The organism is Streptomyces sp. NPDC048584 (assembly GCF_043199595.1).
Classification (GTDB): Bacteria; Actinomycetota; Actinomycetes; order Streptomycetales; family Streptomycetaceae; genus Streptomyces; species Streptomyces edwardsiae.
Genome location: NZ_JBICWF010000010.1, coordinates 148076 through 160684, shown reverse-complemented (window position 1 = coordinate 160684; position 12609 = coordinate 148076). Strand labels below are relative to the sequence as shown.

The 12609-nt window shown below is 71.0% G+C and carries 12 protein-coding genes; 7 read left to right on the top strand and 5 right to left on the bottom strand.

Translation table 11 applies throughout. The features are described from left to right. Nucleotides 1-323 precede the first annotated feature (323 nt). Together serS and ACGFR9_RS22840 are read left to right on the top strand one after the other, a co-directional pair. Entirely contained in the window at nt 324-1601 is a 1278-nt protein-coding gene (gene serS / locus ACGFR9_RS22845) for a serine--tRNA ligase (RefSeq protein ID WP_393211595.1), read from the top strand. Continuing rightward, nucleotides 1598-2401: an HAD family hydrolase gene (locus ACGFR9_RS22840; protein WP_393211593.1), complete on the top strand. Its 804-nt coding sequence runs from the start codon at nt 1598-1600 to the stop codon at nt 2399-2401. The genes serS and ACGFR9_RS22840 overlap by 4 nt, the downstream gene beginning before the upstream one ends. 473 nt (nt 2402-2874) lie before the next feature. On the opposite strand, the gene ACGFR9_RS22835 is transcribed toward ACGFR9_RS22840, so the two are convergent. The 4 genes from ACGFR9_RS22835 to ACGFR9_RS22820 are packed head-to-tail and all read right to left on the bottom strand — an operon-like array spanning nt 2875 to nt 6448. Next, entirely contained in the window at nt 2875-3594 is a 720-nt protein-coding gene (locus ACGFR9_RS22835) for an ABC transporter permease (RefSeq protein WP_311643752.1), read from the bottom strand. A gap of 10 nt (nt 3595-3604) precedes the next feature. Then, entirely contained in the window at nt 3605-4516 is a 912-nt protein-coding gene (locus tag ACGFR9_RS22830; protein ID WP_393211590.1) for an ABC transporter ATP-binding protein, read from the bottom strand. After that, a complete protein-coding gene (locus ACGFR9_RS22825; protein WP_030215571.1) occupies nt 4513-5427 on the bottom strand; it encodes a membrane protein in 915 nt (304 codons plus the stop codon). The genes ACGFR9_RS22830 and ACGFR9_RS22825 overlap by 4 nt, the downstream gene beginning before the upstream one ends. Then, nucleotides 5417-6448 carry an ABC transporter ATP-binding protein gene (locus tag ACGFR9_RS22820; RefSeq protein ID WP_393211821.1) on the bottom strand — a complete coding sequence of 344 codons (1032 nt, stop codon included), beginning with the start codon at nt 6446-6448 and terminating at the stop codon, nt 5417-5419. Before ACGFR9_RS22820 ends, ACGFR9_RS22825 begins: the two co-directional genes overlap by 11 nt. Before the next feature lie 176 nt (nt 6449-6624). Between ACGFR9_RS22820 and ACGFR9_RS22815 the strand changes: the two genes are divergently transcribed. The 5 genes from ACGFR9_RS22815 (at nt 6625) to ACGFR9_RS22795 (ending at nt 11491) form a co-directional block, all read left to right on the top strand. Beyond that, nucleotides 6625-8391, top strand: coding sequence for an SDR family oxidoreductase (locus ACGFR9_RS22815; protein WP_393211588.1), 1767 nt, complete (start codon nt 6625-6627; stop codon nt 8389-8391). Nucleotides 8392-8524: 133 nt separating this feature from the next. Next, entirely contained in the window at nt 8525-9073 is a 549-nt protein-coding gene (locus ACGFR9_RS22810; protein ID WP_393211585.1) for an RNA 2'-phosphotransferase, read from the top strand. 19 nt (nt 9074-9092) lie between these two features. Next, on the top strand, nt 9093-9539 hold the full coding sequence (locus ACGFR9_RS22805) for a hypothetical protein (RefSeq protein WP_393211582.1): 447 nt from the start codon (nt 9093-9095) through the stop codon (nt 9537-9539). 75 nt (nt 9540-9614) lie between these two features. Further along, nucleotides 9615-10517, top strand: coding sequence for an LLM class flavin-dependent oxidoreductase (locus tag ACGFR9_RS22800; protein ID WP_030215552.1), 903 nt, complete (start codon nt 9615-9617; stop codon nt 10515-10517). An 86-nt stretch (nt 10518-10603) separates the two neighbouring features. Further along, nucleotides 10604-11491, top strand: a complete 888-nt coding sequence (locus tag ACGFR9_RS22795; RefSeq protein ID WP_393211579.1) for an HAD hydrolase family protein — start codon at nt 10604-10606, stop codon at nt 11489-11491. Between the two features lies 1 nt (nt 11492). On the opposite strand, the gene ACGFR9_RS22790 is transcribed toward ACGFR9_RS22795, so the two are convergent. Then, entirely contained in the window at nt 11493-12551 is a 1059-nt protein-coding gene (locus ACGFR9_RS22790; RefSeq protein WP_393211577.1) for a peptidoglycan DD-metalloendopeptidase family protein, read from the bottom strand. Nucleotides 12552-12609 lie beyond the last annotated feature (58 nt).

Genomic DNA, 12609 nt, shown 5'->3' with positions numbered 1-12609 from the left:
TGAAGAGAGGAGTTTGTCCCGGGAATCCTCGACGGTGATCAAGCATTTCGGAGTGATCGATTCCGGCATCCACAGATCTTCCCCACACCCTGTGGATAACTTCCCCTGCAGGGTGAACGCCTGTGGACAACCGAAGCCCAAGTTCCGCTCACCGCAGGGAAGTCAGGTCAACCGGCAGCCCGCGAACCTACCCGTTCCGGGGGAAGTGGCGCATTCATTGACCTTGCGGAACATATTGCGCATTTGCCCCATGGCGGAACGTGTGCCATGACACCGCAATAGTGAGTCGTGAGGCGTCGCCCCGCACCGGTAGCCTTGACCGCGTGATTGACCTTCGCCTGCTTCGTGAGGACCCCGACCGTGTGCGCGCTTCCCAGCGCGCCCGTGGAGAGGACGTCGCGCTCGTCGACGCCCTCCTGTCTGCCGACGAGCGGCGCAGGTCGTCCGGCGTCCGCTTCGACGAGCTGCGCGCCGAGCAGAAGTCGCTCGGCAAGCTCGTCCCCAAGGCCTCCGGTGACGAGAAGGCCGAGCTGCTGAAGCGGGCCGGCCAGCTCGCCGCCGACGTCAAGGCGGCCGACGCCGACCGCGACGCCGCCGCGACGGAGACCCAGGAACTGCTGCTCAGGCTGAGCAACCTCGTCCACCCCGCCGTCCCCGTCGGCGGCGAGGAGGACTTCGTCACGCTGGAGACGCACGGAGACATCCGCGACTTCGACGCCGAGGGCTTCGCGCCCAGGGACCACCTGGAGCTCGGCCAGCTCCTCGGCGCCATCGACGTCGAGCGGGGTGCCAAGGTCTCGGGCTCCCGCTTCTACTTCCTGACCGGCGTCGGCGCGCTGCTCGAGCTCGCCCTGGTGAACGCCGCGATGGCGCAGGCCACGGCCGCCGGCTTCACGCCGATGCTGACCCCCGCGCTGGTGCGCCCCCAGTCGATGGCGGGCACCGGGTTCCTCGGCCAGGCGGCCCAGGACGTCTACCACCTCGACAAGGACGACCTCTACCTGGTCGGCACGTCCGAGGTGGCGCTCGCCGCCTACCACATGGACGAGATCCTCGACGCCGACCGGCTGCCGCTGCGCTACGCGGGCTTCTCGCCCTGCTTCCGCCGCGAGGCCGGCTCGCACGGCAAGGACACCCGGGGCATCTTCCGCGTGCACCAGTTCGACAAGGTCGAGATGTTCTCGTACGTCGCCCCGGAGGACTCACAGGCGGAGCACCAGCGGCTGCTGGAGTGGGAGAAGCAGTGGCTCACGTCGCTGGAGCTGCCGTTCCGCGTGATCGACGTCGCCTCGGGCGACCTGGGTTCCTCGGCCGCGCGTAAGTACGACTGCGAGGCGTGGATTCCGACCCAGGGCAAGTACCGCGAGCTGACCTCGACCTCGGACTGCACCGAGTACCAGTCGCGCCGGCTGTCGATCCGCGTCCGTGAGGACAAGAAGGTGCGCCCGCTGGCCACGCTCAACGGCACGCTGTGCGCCGTACCGCGCACGATCGTCGCGATCCTGGAGAACCACCAGCAGGCCGACGGCTCCGTGCGCGTGCCCGAGGTGCTGCGTCCGTACCTGGGCGGCCGGGAGATCCTGGAGCCGGTCAGCAAGTGAGCACCGTCTTTCCCTACCGGCTCATCGCCACGGACCTCGACGGCACGCTGCTGCGGGAGGACCAGTCGGTCTCCCGCCGCACCCGTGACGCGCTCGCCGCGGCCACCTCGGCGGGCGCCGCGCACATCGTCGTCACCGGCCGCGCGGTGCCCTGGACCCGCCCGATACTCGAGGACCTCGGCTACGAGGGGCTCGCCGTCTGCGGCCAGGGCGCGCAGGTGTACGACGCCGGCGCGGACCGCCTGCTGACGTCGGTGACCCTGGACCGGCAGCTGGCCGGGGTGGCGCTGGCCAAGATCGAGGCGGAGGTCGGCCCGCTGTACCTGGCGGCCAGCCGTGACGGTCTGGACGGCGATGTGCTGGTCGGCCCCGGGTACGAGGTCAAGGGCGCACTCCCGGCGACACCGTTCACGGAGGCGTCCGACCTGTGGACGGCGCCGCTGAACAAGCTGTACATCCAGCACCCGCGGCTGACGTCGGACGAGCTCGCCGAGGCGGCCACCCGGGTCGCGGGCGGGTTCGTCACCGTCACCATGGCGGGCGAGGGGATCGTCGAACTGCTCCCGCTCGGCCTCTCGAAGGCCACGGGCCTGTCGCTGGCCGCGCGCAGGCTGGGCGTGAAGGCCGCGGAGACGATCGCCTTCGGCGACATGCCCAACGACATCCCGATGTTCGCCTGGTCCGCCCACGGCGTAGCCATGGCCAACGCCCATGAGGACCTGAAGTCGGTGGCCGACGAGGTGACGACCTCGAACGAGCAGGACGGCATCGCGCAGACCCTGGAACACCTTCTCCCGTAACCACGGCGCCCTGGCCGCGTTACTGCGGGCAATCGTGCCTCCCCAGTGTCTGAACGGCCTGGGAGGCACCTCCAGGGCGGCACGGGTGGGCGGGGGGGGCACCTCCCGCCCGAGCGCGGCCGAGAGTGGGGGAAGCACCCCGTAGGCGCCGGGCTGCGCAACCGCAACCCCACCCGCCCCCACCCGCAGCACCGCCTCAGAAGAGGCGAAACCAGGGAAGGGCGGCCCACGCGCCACAGATGCGCGTGCTCGAAGCGGCCGCCCCGGACAGCCCCTGTACGGACGGACTCAACGGAGCAGCAGAAACAACTCCGGAGTCCCCCCACAAGCTGCCCTGACAGGAACGGGACATGCCGTGCATGGACACCCCCCGCTCCCCTCCCGGCAATCGGCGCCGGACTTTCCCGGCGATGCGGACACCACTCTGCCCGCCGGAGAAGACCGACGCCACCGAATAATCCGGCGAGGACCGCCTACTCCTCCCCGGCCAGCGTCAGCGACCGCAGCTTCTGCCCGGCGTACCACGTCGCCAGCACGGTCACCGCGACCAACAGCACCGTCGCCGTCGTCAGACCCACGTCCGAGGTCACCAGCTCACCGCCGGACACCTTCTGCGCCACCGCCAGCGACCACTGCTGAACGCTCAGCGTGCGCGCACCCGGCACCAGGGAGCCGAACAGCGCCTCCCAGACCAGCGCGTAGACCAGCCCGAACACCACCGCGTGCCGCGAGACGGTACCCAGCAGCAGGAACAGTGCCGCGTACGCGATCGAGGCGACCAGCGCGGCCACGGTGTAGGCGACGGCGACCTGCTGGCCGTTGCCGTTGAGGATGAAGCCCGCGATCAGGGTCGGCACCGCCGAGAACACCATGGTGACGGCGATCGCGACGATCAGCTTGGTGTAGATGATGGTCGGCCGCTTGATCGGCTTGGACAGCAGGTACACCACCGAGCCGTCGTCGATCTCGGGACCGATGGCCCCGGTTCCGGCGATGACACCGATGATCGGCACCATGGTGGCGAGCGCGAGCCCGCCGAGGACGTCCGCCGCGGTCTGGTCGTCGGCGCCGGCGAGGGCGCGCACGGCCAGGGAGATCGCGATCAGCAGCAGCGGCAGGGCGCCCAGGATGAGGGCCCGGCGACGGCCGAGCAGGGCCCGGTAGGTGAGCCGGGCGACTGTGGGGTCGTACATCTTGGGCCTCCTACGCCGCGACGAGATACGAGAAGACGGACTCGAGGGACTCGTCGGACGGCGAGACCGTGAGCAGCCGGATGCCGTGTTCCTTGGCGACCTTCGGCAGCAGGGCGGTGAAGCGGCCGAAGTCGACGGCCTGGATGAGCAGGGCGCCCTCGGCCTGGTCGACCTCGATGCCGGACGTCGACGGGTCGGCGATCAGCGCGGCCGCGAGCGCGCGGTCGTCGCTGGAGCGCACCAGATAACGGTGCGGCCGGTCGGTCATCAGACGGCGGATCCGGCGGAAGTCACCGCTGGCCGCGTGCCGGCCGGCGACGACGACCTCGATGTGCCAGGCGAGCTGTTCGACCTCCTCGAGGATGTGGGAGGAGAACAGCACGGTGCGGCCCTCGTCGCCCATGCGCCGCAGCAGGTCCATCAGCTGCATGCGCTGGCGCGGGTCCATACCGTTGAACGGCTCGTCGAGAAGGAGCAGCGACGGCTGGTGGACCAGCGCGGACGCCATCTTCACGCGCTGCCGCATGCCCTTGGAGTACGTGGCGATCCTGCGGTCCTGCGCGTACTCCATCTCGACCGTGGCGAGCGCCTTCTGTGCCGCCTTGGCCCCGAGACCATGGAGTTCGGCGTTGGCGACGACGAATTCACGCCCGGTCAGGAAGTCGTACATCGCCTCGCGTTCGGGGACGATGCCGATGTGCTTGTAGATGGCCTCGTTGCGCCACACCTGCTGTCCGTCGAGGGTGACGGTGCCGGTGGAGGGGGCGAGGAAGCCGGCCATCATGTTGATGAGGGTGGACTTCCCGGCTCCGTTGGGGCCGAGCAGGCCGGTGACGCCGGGGCCGATGGTCATGGTGACGTCGTTGACGGCGACCACGTTGCCGAACCAGCGGGAGACGTGGTCGATGGAGAGTGTGGTCACAGTCCCACCTTCCGGTAGCGGCGGGTCAGAAGGCCGTAGCAGGCGGCGATCAGGCCGAGGGTGAACAGGACGTAGACGACGCCCTCACCGGTGCTCGGGCCCACCCCGCCCGGGAAGGCGGAGGTCGCGCCCAGGAAGGCGGACTGCACGCCGTCGATGAGGGTGATCGGCGAGAACAGGCCGATCCAGGCGATGCCGTCGCCGCTGTTCTGGACCTCCGCGATCGCCTGGAGGGTGGAGACGGCGCCGTAGGAGATCGTCAGTACGGCGATGACGGCCGCGATGCCGAAGCCGCGGCGCGGCGTGACGGCGGCGATGACCAGGCCGAGGCCGGCGAAGAGCAGCGAGAGCAGTGCCACGGAGACGAGTCCCTGTGCGAATCCCTTGGTCTGGTCGGTGAAGTCGAGCTTGGCCAGCAGGGCGCCGACGTACAGCACCAGCAGGGGCGCGGCGGTGAGGATGAACAGGGCCGAGGCCAGCGCGGCGAACTTGGCGCGGACGTAGTCGGCGGTCTCGATGGGCCGCGAGAAGTACAGCGGTACGGTCTTGAAGCGCAGGTCGCGCGAGACGGACTGGGGTGCCTGCGAGGCGACGTACAGGCTGATGACGGCCTGCATGATGATCGCGTAGCGGGTGTAGTCGACGGGCAGGTCCTTGGCCTTGGTGGCGACGGCGACGGCCACCATGATGGCGGCGGGCACGCACATGACCACGAACAGCAGCATCGGCAGCACCTTGGACTTCACCGAGCGGCCGAGGCCGTAGGCGCCGCGCAGGGACTGCGAGTACAGCGAGAGCCTGGCGTAGGAGCGGCCGAGGCGGGGGCCGTCGTAGGAGCGGTAGCCGATGTTGTGGATACGGGTGTCACCCGTCGCAGTGGCCGGTGTCCGCGTGGACTGCTCAGTTGCCATGGCCGACCGCCTCCTTCCGCTGCTCGTCGTTGTTCCGGTCACTGTTCTCGTCGCTGTCCTTGAAGACCTCGGCGATGTGGTGCCGGCGCTGTTCCATGCGCACCAGGCCGAGGCCGAGGTCCGCGATGATGTCGCGGACCAGGTCGTAGGTGTCCTCGCCCTGCGCGGTGAGCAGCAGGATGTGTCCGGCGCCCGGCAGGCCGCTGCCGTCCTCGACTGTCACCCCGCGCGCGTGGAGCGCGTCGCGCACCGCGCGGGTGCCGTCGGGGTGCTCGTCGGTGTCGGTGACCTCGATCGCGAGGGTCGTGGTCGTCTGGGTGAAGTCCGTGGTGGAGCTGGAGCGCAGCAGCTTGCCGCCGTCGACCACGACGACGTGGTCGCAGGTGCGCTCCAGTTCGCCCAGCAGGTGGGAGGTGACCAGGACCGAGATGCCGAAGTCGGTGTGGATGCGGCGGATCAGGCCCAGCATCTCGTCGCGGCCGACCGGGTCGAGTCCGTTGGTGGGCTCGTCCAGGAAGACCAGCTGGGGGTCGTGGACCAGGGCCTGCGCGAGCTTCACGCGCTGCTTCATGCCGGTGGAGTAGCCGCCGATGGGGCGGTAGCGCTCCTCGTACAGGCCGACATGGCGCAGGGTGTCCGCGGTGCGCTCCCGCGCGGCGGTGGGCGGCAGACCCGACATGCGCGCCATGTGCACGACGAACTCGGTGGCCGAGACGTCCGGCGGCAGGCAGTCGTGCTCCGGCATGTAGCCGACCCGTTCGCGGATGGCGGCGCCCTTCGTGGCGACATCGAGGCCGAGCACTTCGGCGCGGCCCTCGGTGGCGGGGGACAGACCCAGAAGGATCTTGATCAGTGTGGACTTGCCGGCTCCATTGGCTCCGACGAGTCCGGTCACACCGGGCCCGACGTCCACGGAGAGCCGGTCAAGTGCGGTCACCCGGGGGAACCGCTTGCTCAGGCTTTCGGTCGCGATCACAGTCACATCCACGACGGTAGTGACCCGTACCACTGCGGTCGTCAGACCGGAGAGCCGTCTTGGGGTCCGTCTGGAGTCGTACGGGCCCGTAGGGGAATCCCCTTGCCGGGAGTTATCCACAGCCGGGAGACCCGCTATTGACGCCGGGGACGACCGGCTGCGAGATTCGCCGTGTCACGTTACGGGCACGTAGCGCAGTCAGGGCCACGGGGGGTGACGGTTTGTCGGGGACGGTGTGGGCGCAGGCCAGGGAGCGCCGGGTGCGTACGGGCGGGGTCGAGCTGTGCGTCGCGGAGCTGGGGGAGAGCGGGCGGCCGACGGTGGTGCTGGTGCACGGCTACCCGGACAGCAAGGAGGTGTGGTCCGAGGTGGCGTCCCGGCTCGCCGAGCGGTTCCACGTCGTGGCGTACGACGTCCGGGGCCACGGCCGGTCCACGGCGCCGAGCCCGCTGCGCGGCGGGTTCACCCTGGAGAAGCTGACCGACGACTTCCTGGCGGTCGCCGACGCGGTCAGCCCGGACCGGCCGGTGCATCTGGTGGGGCACGACTGGGGCTCGGTACAGGCCTGGGAGTTCGTCACGGTGCGGCGCGCCGCGGGACGGATCGCCTCCTTCACGTCGATGTCGGGGCCGTCCCTGGACCACTTCGGGCACTGGATCGGCGCCCGTCTGAAGCGGCCCACCCCGCGCCGGGTCGGCCAGCTGCTGGGGCAGGGCGCCAAGTCCTGGTACGTGTATCTGCTGCACACACCGGTGCTGCCCGAGCTCGCCTGGCGCGGCCCGCTCGGCCGGTACTGGCCGCGCGTCCTGGAGCGCCTCGAGAAGGTGCCCGGCGACGGCGGCTACCCGGCCCCGTCCCTGCCGTCGGACGCGGCCCACGGCGCCTGGCTCTACCGGGACAATGTGCGCTCCCGGCTGCGCCGCCCCCGCGCGGACGCCCACGCGCACGCGCCCGTGCAGCTCATCACGCCGCTGGACGACGCGTTCCTCTCCGAGCGGCTCTCCGAGGATCTGGAGCGGTGGGCGCCGCGGCTGACCCGGCGGACGCTGCCGGCCCGGCACTGGATACCGCGCACCCGCCCGGACCTGCTGGCGTCGTGGATCGGCGAGTTCGTGACGTCCGTGGAGGGCGGCACGTCGGAGGTGACGGCTCCCGGCCCGTACGCCGACCGCTTCGGCGGGCAGCTGGTCCTGGTCACGGGGGCGGGCAGCGGCATCGGGCGGGCGACCGCGCTGGCGTTCGCGGAGGCGGGCGCGCGCGTGCTGGCCGTGGACCGGGACGCGGAGGCCGCGGCCCGTACCGCGGAGCAGGCCCGCGAGCGCGGCGCGGCCGCTGCCTGGGCGAAGACGGCGGACGTCTCGGACGAGCAGGCCATGGAGAAGCTCGCCGAGCGGGTCACCGCCGAGTACGGCGTCGTGGACGTGCTGGTGAACAACGCGGGCGTCGGGCTGGGCGGTTCCTTCCTCGACACCACACCTCGGGAGTGGAAGGAGGTCCTCGACGTCAATCTGTGGGGAGTGATCCACGGCTGCCGGCTGTTCGGGCGGCTGATGGCCGAGCGCGGGCAGGGCGGCCACATCGTCAACGTGGCCTCGGCGGCGGCGTTCCAGCCGTCCAGGGCGCTGCCCGCCTACAGCACCTCGAAGGCGGCGGTGCTGATGCTGAGCGAGTGCCTGCGGGCGGAGCTGGCGGACCGGGACATCGGCGTGACGGCGATCTGCCCGGGGTTCGTCAACACACCCATCACCTCCACCGCGCGCTTCGCGGGCGTGGACGCCGAGGAGGAGCGGCGGCTGCGGAGGCGGGCGGCGCGCCTGTACGGGCTGCGGAACTACCCGCCGGAGAAGGTCGCGGCCGCGATCCTGCGGGCGGTGGCACGCGACGAGGCGGTGGTACCGGTCACGCCGGAGGCGCGGACGGCGTATGCGCTGGCGCGGTGGATGCCGGGAGCACTGCGGAGAATCGCGCGAGTGAAACCGCCGATGTGAACAACCGCTTACCCGGGCTCAGTTGTCCACAGCACACGCCAATCAGCCTGTGGATAACCGCACTTGGCTGTGGATCAAACCTTCGCGGCTAAATCAATCGCGTGACACGCGTCTCTCCCGGCACTCTGAACGGATGGACGAAAGACGCACCGTGAAGGTGTCGAAGTACCTTTCCAAACATCTGCGCCATCAGCCCGCGAGGATCGGCCTCACCCTCGACGAGGGCGGCTGGGTCGAGATCGAGACGCTGATCGCCGCGGCGACCGCGCACGGCTTCCGGTTCACCCGGGAGGAGCTGGACCATGTCGTCGCCGCCAACGACAAGCGGCGCTTCGCCGTCGAGGGCACACGGATCCGCGCCAGTCAGGGCCACAGCGTCGAGGTCGACCTCGGGCTGCCGGCGGCCACCCCGCCGCCGTACCTGTACCACGGCACCGTCGCCGGGAACCTCGAGGCGATCCGCGCCGAGGGGCTGCGGCCCATGAACCGGCATGATGTGCACCTCTCCGCCGACCGCGAGACGGCGACCCGGGTGGGGGCCCGCAGGGGCCGCCCCGTGGTGCTCTCCGTGGACACCGCCGCCATGCACCGCGACGGGTATGTCTTCCATGTGAGCGCGAACGGCGTATGGCTGACCCGGGCGGTACCGAGCCGGTATCTGCGCTTTCCCGGGAGACACTGAAAGCCGCATGATCGGCGGTATGGACCACCTGCCCAGCACCGAGGCCGCCGTCACCGCGCTCCGGGCGCTCGCCGACACCTACGAGCGCGAGATCGACGTCACCCATGACATCGGCGCGGACCAGACCTCGCGCCGCACCGCGGCGGGCGTCGGCGTCAGCACCGACCCGGACGGCTCCTTCCCCCATGAGGCCTTCGTCGAGTTCGGCGGGGCGCCCCGGGTGAGCGTGCGGCTCTATCCCGAGGACGACGCGTTGATCGACGTCGAGGGCGTGGAGTGTCCCGACGTCCCCCGCGACGACGTGCCCGCCTTCCTGCGCTCCCTGTTCGACGGACTGGCCTACGTCAGGGCACGGCGCTTCCCTCCGGGCTACTTCCTGATCGTGCCGATGCCGGGAGACCGGACCCACAAGGAGTTCATCCCCATGATCGTCCTCACCCCGTGGCTGAGCGGCCGCGTGCGGTGACGGGGGCACGGTGACAGACGTGCCCCGGGGCGAATGTTTCACGTGAAACGCCCTGCGGCGCATAGGCTCGGTGCCATGAGCCTGCGTCTGAGCACCGTGATCCTCCCCTATCGCCGCTGGCACGAAGGCAGCCGTTCGGCGTGGGTGCGTGCCGAGGAACTCGGCTTCCACTCCGGGTACACCTACGACCATCTGTCCTGGCGTACCTTCCGGGACGGGCCCTGGTTCGGCGCCGTACCGACCCTGACCGCCGCCGCGGGCGTCACCGAGCGGATGCGGCTGGGCACCCTGGTGACCTCGCCGAACTTCCGGCATCCCGTGACCCTCGCCAAGGAGCTCATCTCCCTCGACGACATCTCCGGCGGGCGGGTCACGCTGGGGATAGGGGCGGGCGGCACCGGCTTCGACGCCACGGCGCTCGGCCAGGAGCCGTGGACGCCCCGCGAGCGCGCCGACCGCTTCGCCGAGTTCGTCCCCCTGCTCGACCGGCTGCTCACCGAGGACTCGGTGTCGTACGAGGGCGACTTCTACGCGGCGCACGAGGCACGCGATATTCCGGGCTGTGTACAGCGGCCCCGGCTGCCGTTCGCCGTGGCGGCCACCGGGCCGCGCGGGCTGCGGCTCGCGGCCCGGCACGGTCAGGCCTGGGTGACGACGGGCGACCCCCGGCTCTTCGAGGACGGCACGCCCGAGCAGTCGGTTCAGGCCATTCGCGGCCAGGCGGAGAAGCTGGCCGACGCCTGCGCCGAGCTCGGACGGGACGTGACCGAGCTGGACAAGATCCTGCTGACCGGGTTCACCCCGGACCGGGGCCGGCCGCTGGAGTCCCTGGACGCGTTCGTCGACTTCGCGGGCCGCCACGCCGCGCTGGGATTCACCGAGATCGTGATCCACTGGCCGATCCCGGACTCGGACTTCGCCGCCGACCAGAAGGTCTTCGAACGGATCGCCATGGAGGCACCGGCGCAGTTGCGGTGATCCGGGTGGACGAGCCGGCGGCGTGGGCCGCCGGTGACGACGGTAACCACTCAGATGTGCGGGGCCCCGCACGGCCGTGCGGGCATATGCGGGACAATGGCCGGGTGACCTCAGCGACCCGACAGCCCGAGACCCAGGCAGCCGCCACCCCTGTGCGGCTCATCGCCACCGACCTCGACGGCACCCTGCTGCGCGACGACAAGTCGGTGTCCCCGCGCACCGTCGCCGCGCTCGCCGCGGCGGAGGAGGCGGGCGTCGAGGTCTTCTTCGTCACCGGTCGTCCGGCCCGCTGGATGGACGTGGTCAGCGACCACGTCCACGGTCACGGCCTCGCCATCTGCGGCAACGGCGCGGCCGTCGTCGACCTGCACGGCGGCCCCGGGGCGCACCGCTTCGTGAAGGTGCGCGAGCTGCCCCGGAAGAACGCCCTGGATGCCGTACGGCTGCTGCGTGACGCCGCCCCCGGCACCGTGTACGCCGTCGAGCAGACATTCGGCTTCAACCAGGAGCCCGCGTACCCGAAGCTGCACATGGAGGTCCCCGACATCCTCGCCCCCGCCGAGGAGCTGCTGGCGCCGGGCTCCCCCACCGCCGGCGAGCCGGTGCTCAAGATCCTCGCGTACCACCCCGACCTCGATCCCGACGCCTTCCTCACCCTGGCCAGGATCGCCATCGGTGACCGCGCGAACGTCACCCGCTCCAGCCCCAGCGCCCTGCTGGAGATCAGCGGCCCCGGGGTGTCCAAGGCGAGCACGCTCGCCCTGTGCTGCGCCGAGCGCGGCATCTCCCACGAGGAGGTCGTCGCCTTCGGGGACATGCCGAACGACGTCGAGATGCTGACCTGGGCCGGCCGTTCGTACGCGATGGGCAACGCCCACGCGGACGTGATCGCCGCCGCTTCGGGCCGCACGGTCGCCAACAACGACGACGGGGTGGCCGTGGTCATCGAACGGCTGCTGGACGAACGCCGGTAGCTCACAGCGTCACCCCGCGCCCGGCCAGCCACGGCACCGGATCGACCGCCGACCCCATCTCCGGCGTGACCCGCACCTCGAAGTGCAGATGCGGCCCCGTGGAGTTGCCGCTGGTACCGGACTGGCCGATCCACTGTCCGGGCGACACCCGGTCGCCCTGGTCGACGGCGACGGCGGCCAGATGGGCGTACTGGGTGTAGTAGCCGCCCGGGTGCCGGACCACGATCTCGATGCCGAAGGCGCCCCCGCAGGACACCTTCACCACCTCCCCGGTGCCCACGGCCCGCACCGGTGTGCCGATCGGCGCCGCGAAGTCCTGCCCGGTGTGCCGGTTCGCCCACCGCGTGCCCCCGCTGCCGTAGGAGGCGGACAGTTCGTACGTCTCCACCGGGGCCACCCAGCGGCTGCCGAACCATGTCTCCGGCTGGTCGAGACGGACCGCGCCGCGGCAGGCACCGGCCGCGACCGAGGCGTCCGCCTGCCCCTGGAGCTTCCCACGGGCGGTTTCGAGTTTCCGCTCGATGCCCCGCTGCAGGGTGGCGAGTTCCGTGTTCCTCGTCTCCAGCCTCCGCCACGCCGCCGCGGCCTTCGCCTCGTCGCGGGCGAGCCGGGTCTCGGCGCGCTCGCTCCTGCCCACGGCCTTGTCGAGCGACACCTCCGCCTGCCGTACGGCCCGCTGACCACGCATCAGTTCCTCCGGGTCGTCGGCGAGGAGCATGTGCGCGGTGAGCGGCAGCCCGCCTCCGTCCCGGTACTGGGAGCTCGCGATCCGGCCCAGATCCTTGTGCAGACCGGCCAGTTCCCGCCGCTCCCGGTCGAGCCGCTTCTCCAGCGCCTGCGCCGTGGACCGCTGTTTCTCCGCCTCGCGGCGGCCGGCCTCGTACTGCGTCGTCGCCGACTCCGCCTCCGCATAGAGCCGCGCCACTTCCGCGCTGATGCCGGATACGGAGCCGTGGCCTGGGGTGTGGGAGCCGTCGCCGTCGGCGGGCCGGGCGGCCAGCACGGCGAGCGCGCACAGTGACACGGCGACGAGCAGCGGATGGCGGCGGGTGAAGCGCATGACTGCGATCCTGGCCCCCGCCCCCGGCGACGGTCCTGTTCACGTCGTACACATGGGG